Origin of the sequence: Wolbachia endosymbiont (group A) of Myopa testacea (assembly GCF_964027115.1) — a bacterium.
In the GTDB taxonomy this organism is placed as follows: domain Bacteria; phylum Pseudomonadota; class Alphaproteobacteria; order Rickettsiales; family Anaplasmataceae; genus Wolbachia.
Genome location: NZ_OZ034729.1, coordinates 317,272 through 331,991, shown reverse-complemented (window position 1 = coordinate 331,991; position 14,720 = coordinate 317,272). Strand labels below are relative to the sequence as shown.

General features: G+C 35.0%; 18 protein-coding genes and 1 pseudogene. 14 read left to right on the top strand and 5 right to left on the bottom strand.

Annotated features, from left to right (window positions below; genetic code table 11):
* Positions 1-37: 37 nt before the first annotated feature.
* Positions 38-331: a transposase gene (locus AAGD91_RS01600; RefSeq protein WP_253309376.1), complete on the top strand. Its 294-nt coding sequence runs from the start codon at positions 38-40 to the stop codon at positions 329-331.
* A 158-nt stretch (positions 332-489) separates the two neighbouring features.
* On the top strand, positions 490-978 hold the full coding sequence (locus AAGD91_RS01595) for a transposase (protein WP_341820774.1): 489 nt from the start codon (positions 490-492) through the stop codon (positions 976-978).
* A 129-nt stretch (positions 979-1,107) separates the two neighbouring features.
* Here AAGD91_RS01595 and AAGD91_RS01590 read toward each other — a convergent pair whose 3' ends face one another.
* The gene (locus tag AAGD91_RS01590) at positions 1,108-1,446 is read right to left on the bottom strand and encodes an outer membrane protein assembly factor BamE (protein WP_341812605.1); all 339 of its coding nucleotides are present in this window, start codon (positions 1,444-1,446) and stop codon (positions 1,108-1,110) included.
* A gap of 130 nt (positions 1,447-1,576) precedes the next feature.
* Here AAGD91_RS01590 and AAGD91_RS01585 point away from each other — a divergent pair, with 130 nt between their 5' ends.
* The 3 genes from AAGD91_RS01585 (at position 1,577) to tsaB (ending at position 4,562) form a co-directional block, all read left to right on the top strand.
* On the top strand, positions 1,577-2,566 hold the full coding sequence (locus AAGD91_RS01585) for a ribonucleotide-diphosphate reductase subunit beta (RefSeq protein ID WP_341821259.1): 990 nt from the start codon (positions 1,577-1,579) through the stop codon (positions 2,564-2,566).
* 263 nt (positions 2,567-2,829) lie between these two features.
* A complete protein-coding gene (locus AAGD91_RS01580) occupies positions 2,830-3,960 on the top strand; it encodes a cation:dicarboxylate symporter family transporter (RefSeq protein ID WP_341821258.1) in 1,131 nt (376 codons plus the stop codon).
* Positions 3,960-4,562: a tRNA (adenosine(37)-N6)-threonylcarbamoyltransferase complex dimerization subunit type 1 TsaB gene (tsaB, locus tag AAGD91_RS01575; protein ID WP_341821257.1), complete on the top strand. Its 603-nt coding sequence runs from the start codon at positions 3,960-3,962 to the stop codon at positions 4,560-4,562. The genes AAGD91_RS01580 and tsaB overlap by 1 nt, the downstream gene beginning before the upstream one ends.
* Here the strand turns inward: tsaB and AAGD91_RS01570 are convergent.
* Entirely contained in the window at positions 4,557-5,180 is a 624-nt protein-coding gene (locus AAGD91_RS01570; RefSeq protein ID WP_341821256.1) for an AAA family ATPase, read from the bottom strand. The genes tsaB and AAGD91_RS01570 overlap by 6 nt on opposite strands.
* Before the next feature lie 280 nt (positions 5,181-5,460).
* On the opposite strand from AAGD91_RS01570, the gene AAGD91_RS01565 reads away from it, so the two are divergent.
* From AAGD91_RS01565 to AAGD91_RS01550, 6 genes are all read left to right on the top strand, one after another.
* A complete protein-coding gene (locus AAGD91_RS01565; protein ID WP_341821255.1) occupies positions 5,461-6,171 on the top strand; it encodes a class II aldolase/adducin family protein in 711 nt (236 codons plus the stop codon).
* Positions 6,172-6,470: 299 nt separating this feature from the next.
* Complete coding sequence (locus tag AAGD91_RS01560; protein WP_341821244.1) at positions 6,471-6,596, top strand: hypothetical protein; 126 nt, start codon at positions 6,471-6,473, stop codon at positions 6,594-6,596.
* 174 nt (positions 6,597-6,770) lie between these two features.
* Positions 6,771-7,043: an IS3 family transposase gene (locus tag AAGD91_RS01555; RefSeq protein WP_341821245.1), complete on the top strand. Its 273-nt coding sequence runs from the start codon at positions 6,771-6,773 to the stop codon at positions 7,041-7,043.
* 49 nt (positions 7,044-7,092) lie between these two features.
* A complete protein-coding gene (locus AAGD91_RS06335) occupies positions 7,093-7,281 on the top strand; it encodes a hypothetical protein (protein WP_410541926.1) in 189 nt (62 codons plus the stop codon).
* Positions 7,278-7,406, top strand: coding sequence for an IS3 family transposase (locus AAGD91_RS06330; protein ID WP_410541921.1), 129 nt, complete (start codon positions 7,278-7,280; stop codon positions 7,404-7,406). The genes AAGD91_RS06335 and AAGD91_RS06330 overlap by 4 nt, the downstream gene beginning before the upstream one ends.
* A gap of 74 nt (positions 7,407-7,480) precedes the next feature.
* A complete protein-coding gene (locus AAGD91_RS01550; RefSeq protein WP_341821254.1) occupies positions 7,481-8,659 on the top strand; it encodes a ribonuclease D in 1,179 nt (392 codons plus the stop codon).
* Positions 8,660-8,814: 155 nt separating this feature from the next.
* Here AAGD91_RS01550 and coaE read toward each other — a convergent pair whose 3' ends face one another.
* A complete protein-coding gene (gene coaE, locus AAGD91_RS01545) occupies positions 8,815-9,402 on the bottom strand; it encodes a dephospho-CoA kinase (RefSeq protein WP_253307192.1) in 588 nt (195 codons plus the stop codon).
* 166 nt (positions 9,403-9,568) lie between these two features.
* On the opposite strand from coaE, the gene AAGD91_RS01540 reads away from it, so the two are divergent.
* From AAGD91_RS01540 to AAGD91_RS01530, 3 genes are all read left to right on the top strand, one after another.
* The gene (locus AAGD91_RS01540; RefSeq protein WP_341821484.1) at positions 9,569-10,972 is read left to right on the top strand and encodes an NAD(P)H-dependent flavin oxidoreductase; all 1,404 of its coding nucleotides are present in this window, start codon (positions 9,569-9,571) and stop codon (positions 10,970-10,972) included.
* 80 nt (positions 10,973-11,052) lie between these two features.
* On the top strand, positions 11,053-11,331 hold the full coding sequence (locus AAGD91_RS01535; RefSeq protein WP_341821253.1) for a hypothetical protein: 279 nt from the start codon (positions 11,053-11,055) through the stop codon (positions 11,329-11,331).
* Entirely contained in the window at positions 11,312-12,028 is a 717-nt protein-coding gene (locus AAGD91_RS01530; protein WP_341821252.1) for a hypothetical protein, read from the top strand. The genes AAGD91_RS01535 and AAGD91_RS01530 overlap by 20 nt, the downstream gene beginning before the upstream one ends.
* On the opposite strand, the pseudogene AAGD91_RS01525 reads toward AAGD91_RS01530, so the two are convergent.
* Both AAGD91_RS01525 and dxr read right to left on the bottom strand, forming a co-directional pair.
* Positions 12,012-13,241 (bottom strand): annotated as a pseudogene (locus AAGD91_RS01525) (IS4 family transposase). The gene AAGD91_RS01530 and the pseudogene AAGD91_RS01525 overlap by 17 nt on opposite strands.
* 242 nt (positions 13,242-13,483) lie before the next feature.
* Positions 13,484-14,647, bottom strand: a complete 1,164-nt coding sequence (gene dxr / locus AAGD91_RS01520; protein WP_341821251.1) for a 1-deoxy-D-xylulose-5-phosphate reductoisomerase — start codon at positions 14,645-14,647, stop codon at positions 13,484-13,486.
* Positions 14,648-14,720 lie beyond the last annotated feature (73 nt).

Genomic DNA, 14,720 nt, shown 5'->3' with positions numbered 1-14,720 from the left:
TCATTATAAATAGCCATTTAGCTGTTGAAGAAAAAATATGCCACAAAAAATGAGAGTCAGTAACTGCCATGAATATAACAAATTTCTCCAAGAAAGAGGAAGCATTTTTTGTTATATCAATGATGCCATAGAAAATTGGTACGAGAATTGTCCAAAAATGCAGGGCGGCAACTATATTTATAGTGATAAAGTTGTGATTTTGGTGCATATAATCGTCAGTTTCTTTAGAATTGGTTTAAGACAAACAGTCGGGTTTATAAAAGGGTATTTGCAACAAATAGGAAGAGATTTGGCAGTTATCAGCTATTCACAAGCATCAAAAGAAACTTAATATTAAGATAAATGATTGCAGAATTGATAAAAATAATATGGAAGATATCGAAATTGCTATAGACAGTACAGGAATTAGTATATACAACAACACACAGCAAGGAAAATAGCACTGACAGAAAATATCGTGGCTATGAGAAAACGAGAAAATTGCACGTAATGTTGAATATAAACAACAAAAAAGCCATAGCTGTAAAATACAGTAACGGTGTCTACTCTGATCACTATGGAGCTTGTGATTTGCTAAAAGAAGTTGATTTTCAGCATGCCATAAAAGCACTATATGCAGATAGAGCATGTGATAGGCACAAGTTTTATAAGTTGTGTAACGAATATGATATAAAGACAAAAATTCCACCAATAAACAATGCGGCAGAACATCCAGAAATAGATTATATGTCTGACAGGAATGCTGCTATTACGTTAATAAAATTATACGGTGAAGATGGCATGAAAGAATGGAAAAAAGAAGTAAATTATGGGAAAAGATCTTATATTGAAGGGTTTTTCTCAAGATTAAAGCAAATATTCGGATTTAGTTTTAGGAATAAATCTGAGATAAATCGAGAAAAAGAACTGCTAATCAAATGCTATTTGCTTAATAAATTCACTGATATTGGTATGGCTAAATTTGAGATAGTTACATGAATTTACCATAAATCACCATCTCATAAAGTGTGATGCAACAAAGCCATCCCAGTTTCAAGCACTGGGATGACGTAATACGGTTCTTGGATGACAAAGAAGGGCGGGGAAAACTCTGTAGTCAGCAGATTTTCAATCAGGAACAGCCAAAGATCTCTCTAAGATGTCAGTTTCTTTTGTATCTGCAACTTTACCGTCCTGATCGAATGAAATTTGCAGAGACTTACTGCTATACTTCCTTTTTCCTAAGAAGTTAGCTTGTTTAATTTTATATGAGACATAGTACCAAACATTGTCATCGAACTTTGATACTAATGTTGGTGATCCTAAAGTGTGAACCACTTTTTCTTTATCGTCACCTGCTTTTATCTTGCTCCACAATTCAACACTAATGCCAGGAGCTCCGTGGTTGTGAATAGTGTGTGTGCAGCTCACTGTAAATAATAAAATAAAAGATATTAATACTCGCATTTCTGTTGATAAATTACTTGAAGCTATAATACACTAATAAATTACCTGCCGTCAAATTTCAAAAAGTTAAATTGACCGATTCTCAATATCACTTAATATAATATTTACTTTAGAAAATAATAGGTGTCTTATGTCATTGTTAGAAGCAGATCCAATATACAAACCTTTTAATTACCCTTGGGCGTATGATGCGTGGCTGCAGCAACAAAGAATCCATTGGATACCTGAGGAAGTTCCGCTTGCTGATGACGTGAAGGATTGGAAAACTAAACTTTCAAACGTAGAGAAAAATCTACTAACTCAGATTTTTAGATTCTTTACTCAAGCGGACATTGAAGTAAATAACTGCTACATGAGGCATTATTCAAATATATTTAAGCCAACAGAAATATGCATGATGCTTGCAAGTTTTTCCAATATGGAAACCATACACATTGCAGCTTATTCTTATCTTTTAGACACAATTGGCATGCCAGAAAGCGAGTATCAAGCATTTTTAAAGTATGATGCTATGAGAAAGAAATATGAATACATGCTGGAATTTGAGGAAAGTAAAAAACACGATAAAAAACATGTAGCTAAAACTCTAGCAGTGTTTGGTGCATTTACCGAGGGGTTGCAGTTATTCGCATCGTTTGCAATTTTGCTCAATTTCCAACGCTTTGGAAAAATGAAAGGCATGGGGCAGATAATCGCCTGGTCAGCCCGTGATGAAACTTTGCACACCAATTCAATTATTATGTTATTTAATACATTTATTAAAGAGAATAATGAAATTTGGGACAACGAGTTTAAAGAGGAATTATATTCTGCATGCCGCACTATTGTTGAGCTTGAGGACGAATTCATAAAGCTTGCCTTTGATTTAGGAGATGTTGAAGGACTATCCGCAGAAGAAGTGCGCAATTACATACGCTACGTAGCAAACAGACGGTTAATGCAATTAGGTCTTGAGTCCATATATGATATCAATGATAATCCTATTCCATGGCTCGATGAAATACTAAATGGCGTTGAACATACGAATTTCTTTGAAAATAGAGTAACAGAGTATAGTCGTGCAGCAACTCAAGGCACATGGGAGGAGGCTTTTACTGAAAACGACACGAATAATAGGTGAGTGCTAATTTCACTCTTCTTTGTCATGCAAGTAGCTGACACTGGAATCAGTTTTTTGATCGAGAATGTTGTATAGTGCATAATCAATTTTCCTGCATCGAAGTAGTCAAGGCACTGGGATCTAATAGATAATATTCGTGCAGTACGCGCGGGAGTAACAAAAGCTGCTTGTCTTTCATAATGTTTCGTAGCAATAGGCAGTTTTGCTTTACTTAACAACTAACTTACCATATATATGTCCATAGGACATTTGTATATAAGAACGTGCTACAACTATTAATTTTACTCACGGTCATCACTTCAGTTGCATTCTTTGGTCATTTAGTTCCAATGGAAGCAAAAACCTTCTTGTACTCAACGAGCCTGAGTATAAAAGAGGTTTTGCTATTTATAATGCCTTTTATTATTTTTGCGTTAATCTTTAGCAGTGTTAACAATCTTAAGCAGTCAGCTATAAAGTTTATATTGTTACTTATTATAATGATCTTCTTATCGAATCTGGCTTCAAGTTTAATAGCTTATTCTGTTGGGCATTTTATCATACAAAACACTTATTCAATACAAGATATAACGTATGAAGAAACAATTGTTCCTTTATGGTCGTTTAGGCTTCCGCTACTCCTTTCTAACTTTCATGCTCTTGCTTGTGGATTTGTGTCCAGCATAGTAGTGTCTATACTGCTACCTAAGAAAAGCAAAGAGCTTTCGAACAAAATGTTAGATTTAACTCTCTTTATTTTGAAGACGTTTTTGACGCCGATTATTCCAATATTTGTACTTGGGCTTGCTTTAAAAATGCAGCATGATCAAGTTTTATCTATAATATTTAAGAATTACTCAATAATTTTTATTATTATAGCATCTGCAACCTACCTTTATGTTTTCCTCTTATATGGAGCAGCAAATTCATTCAAGATCACAAGCTGGATAGCTAGTATAAGCAATATGATACCGGCATCTATTACTGCGATGAGTACAATGTCTAGTAATGCAACTATGCCGCTTACTCTTGAAGGAAGCAAAAAAAATGTAAAGCAACCTGATATAGCATCGTCTGTTATACCAATAACTGCTAGCTTCCATTTAGTAGGTGATTGCTTTTTTGTTATAATATTATCAATGGTAATTACTTCTGGTTATTTATTGTCCACAACGGACTATATAACTTTTCTTCTCTATTTTTTGTTATTTAAGTTTGCTATCGTTGCAGTGCCGGCAGGAGGAATTATGGTAATGCTACCTATTCTTGAGAAATACCTCAAATTTTCTCCAGAAATGCTTTCGTTAATCACAGCCTTGTATATAGTGTTCGATCCAATAATCACTTCAGCAAATGTTATGGGTAATGGTGCCTTTACTATGATGTTTACAAAACTCTATGATAAGCTTAAGTAATGTCTATTTTAGCGATTGATACTGTAGGTACTGGTAGTTCAATAGCAATAGTTGATTATGATGGTAATTGTTTTGTAGAGCGCAATTCCGCCAGCAACAATCATGTAGAATCATTTTTTCAAATTCTGAATACTTTGTTTGATCAGCACAATTATAATTATGATAAAATAGATCATTTAGCGGTAGTAGTTGGACCAGGAAGTTTCACTGGAATTAGAGTTGGTATATCAGCAGCACAAGGTATAAATCTTGCTACAAATAAGCCATTATACGGAGTTAATGCGCTGGAAGTTCAAGCTTACACAATATCTTTGCTTTGTACGAATAGCAAAAAAAATATCAGAGCTATAATCAAAAATGCTCAAGGGTTTTATACGCAGTTATTTGATTTCAATTTATTGCCTCTATCTGGTCCAGCTGCAGCACGTGACCCTGGATCCAAGTGTCACGCTACAAGCAGTGACTGCATTACACATATGGATTGCAATTTAAATGCTAGCCATGCAGGACTATTGGTTCATTATAGACTGAAGAACAAGCAAAAATTAAATGAAGTTGAGGCTCTATATTTAAATAAGCCTCAGTATATGAAATCATTATAGACTATTCTTTCGCGTACATACAATGTGGCTAAGCCTGTGCATCTGGTTTACTATCTCTTGAGCTACTTCTTTTATACTCATATCTGAATTTTCTATCTCTATGGCACTCGGTGGTATAAATAAATTGTTAATCCTAAATTGCTCTATCATGCTATTTACATTAGTCACCTTCCTATTTTTTCTTTGCCTTTTTAATGCAATACGCTTTTGTAATGTCGGTAGATCACACCTAAGTACCACAGGAAGGATTTCTGTGTTCATTTTTTTACTAAGCCTTACTATTGAATCATACATCCTCATGTTCTGGTCATTATTTTCCATCAACCCATCAATAAATATGTAATTTTTTGAGTGAATCGGATAATTTTCTATTACCTGAAGCATAATTTGCATAATGCCATATATTCTATCTTGAACTTCTTGAGGTATTTGATCACGTTCAAAGACACCATTGTATATAGAGCAAACTTGAACATTGTTATAGAACTTACTATTTACAATTAATGCGTCTATCATATTAGACAATTCTATTGCTGTGGAAAGTTTACCACTTCCTGAAAGACCAGAGAGATATATGAAAAATCCTGCTGGCTGTTTTTTTGTGTTAATATTTACCATATTATTTTCAATCTTGAAACTTACATTTATAATAACATAAAAATAAAGCTTTAAAACATATGAAATATTACATAGAAAATTATTTTTATAGTTAAGATATTATGTAATTTAGAAACATAAATTCTGTATATAAACTCTATAATAACGATAACTATTTTTAAGCAAGCTACAACACAAAAGTGTTTGGTATTCAGAAAGCAAGACAGAGTGGCATAGACTTATTAGTTTACTACAAGCCTTTTTTCGTGTATAAATCTTCAGAAGATTCTAACAGAGGATTGTGTTGTTAACAAAGAGCAGAGTAAAAAGGGATCTAGTCTATGCCTATCAGATTTTGTCTTACCTTAAACTGGATGATCATACATATACTCACCTCTCGGTATGTTCTGAAGATCAAAAGTCGTTTTATATTTACCCATTTGGTATACGCTTTGACGAAGTGAATGAAAATTCATTGATGAGAGTATCACTAGATGGAAATGTGATTGAGGGTACAGAATATCAATATAATAAAACTGGCTATATAATTCATGGTTTTGTTTATCAAACAAGAAAAGACATTCAAGCAATTTTTCACCTGCATACACCTTCTATTGTAGCAGTTTCTTCTCTAAAAGATGGACTACTTCCAATAAGTCAATGGGCACTGCACTTTTACAATAAAATCTCTTACCATAATTATAATTCCCTAGCACTTAGCAATACAGAAGGAAAGAGGTTAATAGCTGATCTGAAAGAAAATTTTGTCATGTTAATGTGCAATCATGGATCTATAACGTGTGGTCGGACTATACAAGAAGCAATGTTTTACACGTATCATTTAGAACGAGCGTGCAAAACTCAATGTTTAACGTTAGCAATGAATAGGGAGTTATCAATTCCAAGTGAAGAAATTTGCTCAAAAGCTGTAAAGGATCTCCTATCTTTTGAAAGCAATCTTGGTGAGAGGGATTGGCACGCATGGGTTAGACTAATTAAAAGTAAGTTGTAAGAGGCTTTCGCACTACTATCTGTCATCCAAGTAGGGAGTCATACGCGTCAAGTTAAGAGGTTATGAGCAAATTTAGAGAGGTTAAAGTGGATACTCTGACCTTACCCAGAAAAAGTAGAGAGAAAGTTAAGACGTTTTTGGAGTAAAATAAAACGTTTTTTCAAAATATGGCAAATAGAAGGGAATATACAGCAGGATTCAAATTAGAAGCTGTTAAGCTGGTTAAAGAAACAGAAGTACAAAAATAGCAAAAGATCTAGGCATAGATGGCAGTATGTTAAGTAAATGGGTAGGAAAATATGATGGAAAAATGTCAGAAGCATACGCATTTCCAGACAAAGGCTCCTTATGACAAAGAAAGATTTGATCTAAAAAAAGAACTAGCAAGAGTAATAAGAGAAAGAGACATTAAAAAAAAGCCCTGACCAAACAAAAAGAGTAAAGTATTCTTTTATATAGAAATTGCTATAAAATACAGGAACTATGTAGGGTTTTAGACATATCTGCTGGTGGTTATTATAAATGGGTTGCTAAGGGAAAAAGCAGTAAGGAATTAGCAAGAGATGGGCTTCTAGCAGATATTCAAAAAGGGCATCCAAATGCAGATCCCTAAAATTCACGCTGAATTAAAAGCTTTAGGCAAAAATTATAACATCAAAACAGTACAAAGTGTTATGCAGAAAAATGGTATTCGGGCTATATTGAGAAGAAAATTTAAAACTAAGAAGCAACAAACGGACAATAGAGTCGTAGCTCTCAATATATTAGACCAAAACTTTATTGTTGATCAACCAAATAAAATATGGGATTACTTATATAAAAACCAAAGAAGGATGGCTATATTTGGCAGGATCTATATTCACGCATGGTAGTTAATGAGCAGTTCAATAAATAAACAATTAGGTTGTTGACTCTTTATTGATGGCCGTTAATAAGCGCAAACCCGATAAAAATCTGCTGTTACATAGCGATCAAGGGTCACAGTATACCTCTCAAAATTACCAATTTCTATTGAATACAAAAAACATCATTTCCAGCATGAGCCATAAGGGATGTTGTTACGATAACTCTGTTGCAGAAAAGTTCACTCAAAAGGGAGCTGCTTATTGATACTTCTCGCTCAACAAACCAGAACTGCCATATTTGAATACATAGAAATCTTTTATAACAAACAACGTAGTCATTCTACTATTAATTATTGCATTCCTGCACAATTTGATGCATCATTCTCATGACAAAAACGTCTTAACTTTCTCTCCACTTTTTCTGGGTAAGGTCAGATAAAGTAGAACCACCAAGTGAAAAATATATGCTAATTAGTACAACATCAGAGCTAGAAGATACGTGTGAAGAATTAATAGCAAAAAAGCCGAAATTTATAGCAGTTGACACGGAGTTCATTAGAAATAATTTAACCTACTACCCAAAATTATCGTTAATTCAAATTTCTTACGGAGAGAAGAGTTTTATTGTAGACGCATTAGTGCCAGAAATTGATTTATCATTCATTAAGAAAATAATGCTAAATCAGGGGATAACCAAAGTGTTTCATAGCTGCCGGCAGGATATAGAATCCTTACTCACTGTGTTTAAATGTATTCCCACTCCCATTTTTGATACCCAAGTTGCCGCTATGTTTTGTCATTATTATCATGACTTTATTGGTTACTCAAAAGTAGTAGAGCAATATCAAGGAGTAGTGCTGGATAAAATTAAAGCTAAAAATTCAGATTGGTTAAGGCGTCCGTTGTCCGAGGATCAGTTAGACTATGCAATAAACGACGTGGTACACCTATATGACTTATACCAAATATTGTGCAATAAACTTGAAGAAAATAATAGGATGTGTTGGTTTCAAGAAGAGATGGAATCAATAGTTAATATAAATAAGTATTTACATAGTCCAAAAGATGCATGGAAGAGAATTAAATTTAATTATGAAGCAAATCCAAGATTGTTATTAACTGTTAAAGCAGTTAGTGAATGGCAAGAGACCTTAGCACAGCGCTATAATATGAATCGTAATAAAGTAATTAATAATGCTGTAATAGCTGGTTTTATTGAAAAAAATGTAGAGCATGTTGATGAGATTTTAGATGATCTCAAGAGGAATGCAAAAAATATAAAAGATGCAGATTTACTAGAGTTTGTGAATATTTTTAATGAAAATGAAAAAAATTGGATGCAGCAAAACAACATCTTACCGAATAATTATGACAAATCTGTATTCGATATAGTCTCAATTATTTTAGATAGTAAATGTAAAGAAAGTAACATATCAAGGAAATTAGTTTCTTCAAAAGATGAGTTAACCGGGTCAATATCTGGTCAGATAGATAAACTATTCAAGGGGTGGAGATACGATTTTTTTGGCAGGTCAGTTGAATCATTTTTGAACACAAGCTCAAAATTTGAGATTTCAGCAGTGAAATCCGCAAATAATACAACTAAAATTCGGAGTAATTTGGTGGAGAATAACTGTTGCTAAAGTAACTTAGATTTATCAACAATCGTCATTCCGCTGCTTGTTAGCGGGATCTAGAGATACCGCGGCGGTATGGCGGTTCGCGGCAGTATGAAGATAACCTCGTCATCCCGCTGCTTGTTAGCGGCCAAGAGATACTGCGGCGGTATGACGTAGAGCTACGTGTTGAGGTTTAATGAATCCACTATTTTTTTTATTTGAGAAAAAACATACTCTTTGCTTACACTGGTGTCGATAATAAAGTCACTCATCTTCCTTTTCTCCTCAATAGATAACTGAACATTGAAGATTAAATTTAGCTTTTCTTTATCTATGTTGCGTTCGTTAAGTCTTTGAGCTTGCACAACGCTATCTGCATAGATAAAAATAATAAGGTCACAGTATGAATGAAATTTTGTTTCTAATAGAAGTGGCACATCTAAAACTAAAAGCTTTCTATCGATCTTTTTTTCCTTGGCAATAAAAAATTCTAATTCACGCAGCACAGCAGAGTGAACCAAAGATTGAAATTGTTTCCAATTTTCATCGTAGGCTAAGAAATATTTAGACAGTACTGTTCTACCTATTTCACCATTTACTACCACTCCAGGAAAATTTTTTTCTGCATAACTTATTATGCTTTTATCCACTTTATAAAGTTGGTGTACAACAGAATCAGCATCAAACACAGCAGCACCAAACTCTTGAAAGCAATTAGCTACAAAGCTCTTTCCTACCCCAATTCCGCCTGTTAGACCTATGATCATATAGCAAAATACATTAGACTTCTTTCGAAACTATATTACAGTAGCTGCTGTGTCTACTCAAAACCCAAATTTGGCTATGCAGAGGCTCTGATGATATAAGAAAAAATAAACAGCTATTATTTTTTTAGTAATTAAGTAAAATAGAGTGAAAGATTGTGAGAAAGTTTTGAAAAATAAGATAAAAAAGATAGTAATTTCAGGAAAGGAAGTGTGGCCAATCATTGAGGGCGGCAAAGGCATCGCAATCAGTGATGGAAGGTCAAGTGGAGCATTTGCTGCAGCAGATGCTGTGGGTACGTTTTCTGGTGCAAATGCTAAGCTTATTGATGATAATGGTGAGTTAGTGCCGCTGATTTACAAAGGCAAAACAAGAAATGAAAAACACAGTGAATTGATTGAGTATAGTATTAAAGCTGGAATCAGTCAGGCAAAAATAGCGAATGAAATATCAAAAGGTCATGGAAGAATACATATGAATGTGCTTTGGGAGATGGGAGCAGCAGAACGCGTGCTTCATGGCATATTAGAAAAAGCAAAAGGCTTAGTTCATGGTATTACCTGCGGTGCTGGTATGCCTTATAGGCTTGGAGAGATTGCAGCTAAATATCAGGTTTATTATTACCCTATTGTCTCATCGGTGCGTGCTTTTAAAGCATTATGGAAGCGTACTTACCAAAGAATATCTTCCTATTTGCTTGGTGGAGTAGTGTATGAAGATCCATGGCTTGCTGGAGGGCACAATGGACTCAGTAACAGTGAAGACCCAGAGCTACCACAGGCTCCATTTGAAAGAGTTGCAGAGCTTAGATCTTTCATGAACGAGATCGGTCTTTCAGAAACACCAATTGTTATGGCAGGAGGAGTGTGGCATTTGAAAGATTGGGAACATTGGTTTGACAATCTGCAAATTGGACCAATAGCTTTTCAGTTTGGCACTCGTCCACTTTTGACGAAAGAAAGCACAATTTCTGCAGAGTGGAAAAAGAAGCTACTCACTTTAGAAGAAGGTGATGTATTTTTAAATAAATTCAGTCCAACAGGGTTTTACTCATCTGCAGTAAAAAATAACTTCATACATGAGTTGCAGAAACGTAATTCACGTCAAATAAAGTTTTCAGAAAATGCCAGCGAAGAATTTAGTAGTGAATTTGCAATGGGTAGCAGAGGTAGGAAGATCTACCTTACTTCAAAAGACAAAGAGCTGGCAAATACATGGACTAAAGCAGGGTATACAGAAGCAATGAAAACTCCAGATACAACTGTCATTTTTGTGACGCCAGGCAAATTTGCAGAGATAAGAAAAGATCAAATCAATTGTATGGGATGCTTAAGTCATTGTTTGTTTAGCAATTGGAAGGATCACGGCGATCATTCAACAGGACGAAAGCCAGATCCACGGAGTTTTTGTATACAAAAAACACTGCAAAACATTATACATGACGGCGATATTGAAAATGAACTCATGTTTTCCGGGCACAATGTGTACAAATTTAAGCAAGATCCGTTTTATGAGAATGGCTACGTACCGACAGTAAAAGAGCTGGTGGAAAGGATATTAACTGGGTATTAAGTTATGGTTGATTTGACAAGAAGACGTTACTTTGTTATAATAAGTATTTATTAATTTAGTCTTAACTTAAGAGGGTATTTATGGTAGCAAGTGATAGTGTTTTAAAAAGGTATGCGTTAGCCTATATAAAGAAATCAGGTGGTAACAGTGATGTTAAAGAGTTTTTGCGGTATTTTAACAATACACGGAATTTAACTTGGGACGAGGATACATTTGCAGAGGCGTATAAAGAGCATACACGTCTAAACTCAACTAATAGACGCAATACAGAAAGCAGAAATAATCGATATAACGCAGGGAATAACAGGCAACCTACAGGCCCTCAGGTTACACACGTACATGTACACAATGATAAATGATAGAGGTTTAGATTTTTGGGATTATTTACTACTTCGCAGCCTGTTTGGTGGTCATACTACAGTTATAAATAACCCTGGTTTCAGTAGTGGTAGCCATCAAAGCAGAGAAGATAAGAAAAAAGACTCGGAAGACAGTAGAAAGCTATTAGCTTTAGGTATGGTAGCTGCAGTTGTGTGTTTTGCTTTCCATGCTGGTATGTGTTTTTGGTATAACAGCAGCAGAAAAGCGGCTAGAAAAGAAGAAAAAATAGATTATCTTGATAATAAGCTTAAGATGCTTAGGAATATAGAATTTGCGGTTGGCGCTGTTTCTTTAGCGGCTTTGGTAGCTTGTGCTGTTTATCCAGTGTTACCAGTGTGGGGTTTAGTTATCCTTGGCGTTAATTCTCTCGTATGTTTTGCTGGTGGTTTAGCTTTTCATATGAAGCATGAGAAAGAATCAGATAATATTGAGAAGGCTAAAGGAGCGGTAAGAAGCTATCTTCAGGGTACTTCTCCAAGTGCTCCTTTCGGTAATTTTATCGAAAATGTTTGCTCGTTTACAATCAATTTTCCTGGATCCCAGTGTCTGGGCACTGGGATGACACCCTACTTAACCGTCATACCGCGATTCATTCGCGGCATCTCATCCGCTAACAGTAGCAACTGTTCTCCCAATGGCGTCAACTTAAGAGCCTTCATTAGCAAACTCTCCTAAAGACATGATGACGTTTAGGCTTATCTACTTTATCGCGGCTATACAATCTTCCCGGTCGGATCTTAACTTTAGCGCGTATACTTGCTCTATCAAAAAGGGCTTGAAAGTTTTTTGGCGCAACAAGCACTTGATAAAGTTTCTGTCTCATCACACCAAATAAAACTGAAAAATTTAAACGATACTCAGCAATTTGATCTGGGTTCCAAGGCCCTTGTGCATCACACATATGAAGCGATAATATATTGCACATGACCAAGTTTGCCCAAAATTCTTGTAATACAGCCTCTAAATTTACCCCAGAAAAATTCTCTAACTCTGCTCCTACTTTGAGTCGTTTATAGCACTCCTCTATGTGCCACCTTAATACATAAGCTTTACTGATATCTTCCAAAGTAAATTTTTCTCGATCAAAAAGTGAAGTAACCAATACCTCTGTTTCTCCGTTGGCTAATGTCAGCACTATAACTCTTACTTTCTGTCCTTTCATTTTCCAATATAAAATCAAAATCTAATTCGCCAGCGTTCCCATAGCTTGCTATAATTTCTTTCTTGCAAGCGAAAAATAAAATCTACTTCCAAATCATCATGCTGCTGAATGAATTTTACTGAAGACGATCATAGATAAATAATAATTTCTCTTGATTTAATGAACGCATTTGAGTGATAACTTCTGGTAATTGCTCTTCCGCCAACGTTTGTTCACCTATATTCCAAGCCGCAAGACGAGCACTACAAATCAGCGAAGTACACAAATCAACAAACAAATTGCCAATGGTGGCATTGTGCCTGTTGTTCCATTTGGTTTAAAGCGGCCAAACTCGGATACAATTTCCTCAGAGCTGGGTAATCTCATACCAGAACCATCTGCTGCAATAAGTCTATAGCCTCTCCAAGTTCCATACTCAGGTTCATCCTGATAGGCTGTTTGGATGCTTAGCTCTAATAATTCTTGAAAGCCTGTATGGCAAATCTTATACCTTGCTTTAGAAAAAGCTTGCTTTGAGGGTGGAGTTTTACATGTCAACGGCTCCATAAGTTCACATTCTATTCCCAAACTTTTTTTAACTAACTTTAAAATCATAGAAAATACTGTCGAAAAAGGAAGTTTTCTTGTTCGTGTAAAACTGTTTTTTCCAACACAATGGATTTTCTGAAAAGTTTTCGAGTATATTGCATTTTTAATTTGTAAGATAAGATCTTTTCCTTTTTGCATGCCTCACCTAAAACGACACATTTTAAACTTTTTTGTTGCAATAAAATAGAAACAAAAGTGCTGTCTCTTGTAGTATTTTACTCCTTAACATCCCTTAAGTTGACGCCATTGCCTGAACGGATACAATTATTCAACCATATTTTTGAAGATAGCTAGTTTCTGTATTTATTTTAAATTGAAGAAAGCTCAAATGAAAGATCGTGCTTTGCTAAAATCACAGAATGCAGTCTGGTTACATTACTCTAGCTATACGCAACAACTTTACTTTCAACAATTTTATTAGCAATAATACGACTTTCACAATCAATATTTATTATATCAGATAGTGAATTAATATCAGTGTAACTATCAAAACTTTCCATTGTTGATTCCACTACCTCTACTATTTTTAAAAAGCCAATTCGTGACTTCAAAAATTCATTAACAGCTATTTCATTTGCAGTATTGAGCACAATACTGTTTGTTTGTGGAGCAGAAGAGTTTAACACTGCCATGCTAAGCTTTAGCGCAGGAAAACGCTTATGGTCTGGTTCTTGAAAGGTCAATTTTCCTTGCTTTGTTAAATCTAATTTACGATTTAAAGCTGATCTTTCCGGCCAAGACAAAGCATATGAAATAGGAATTGCCATGTCAGTTTCTGCAAGCACAGCAAAGTTGAACCCATCCTTATAAGTTACAATTCCATGTACTATTGACTCAGGATGCACTATTGCTTCAATTTTATCCGGGCTGATGTTAAACAAGTTATGTGCTTCTATTATCTCTAGTACCTTATTCATCATTGTTGCACTATCAACTGAGATTTTCCTTCCCATATTCCAAGTGGGGTGACTAAGCGCCTGATCTACCATGACATTTCTTAATTGCTCAGAACTATAGTTTAAGAATGGTCCACCAGAAACAGTAAGTATGATCTTTTCTACGCATTTGTCGTCATTTTGCAAAACTTGAAAAATTGCGTTGTGTTCAGAGTCGATAGGGATTATTTGTACGTTTTTTTCTTTAGCTTTTTTGAGTAATAACTTTCCACCGCAAACAATGCTTTCTTTGTTTGCTAGTGCAATGACTTTAGTACCGCTTTCTATGATGTGCATAACTGGTTCAAGGCCTGCAATGCCAATTATTGCAACAACTGAGAGATCAACAGGTATGGTAGCAATATTTGTAGCGCCAATTGCTATTTTTACATCTGTACCAAGTAGGTTTTCTCTTAAATCTTTGTAAAACCTTTCATCGGAGATAGCAACGTATTTTGCATTCAGCAGTTTTGCTTGGTGTGCCAGTAGAGCAAAGTCTGAGTGGGCACTTAGTGCTTCCACTTGGTATTCTTCTTTTCTCCTTGAGAGCAAATCTACAGTCTTTTTTCCAACACTTCCTGTTGATCCTAAAACTGAAACCTTTTTCACTAAGACAAACTCACAACAATAGCAACTTTTCTTATTAGGTCTTCTCGCATACTATTCAGCAGTTTTTAAGCGT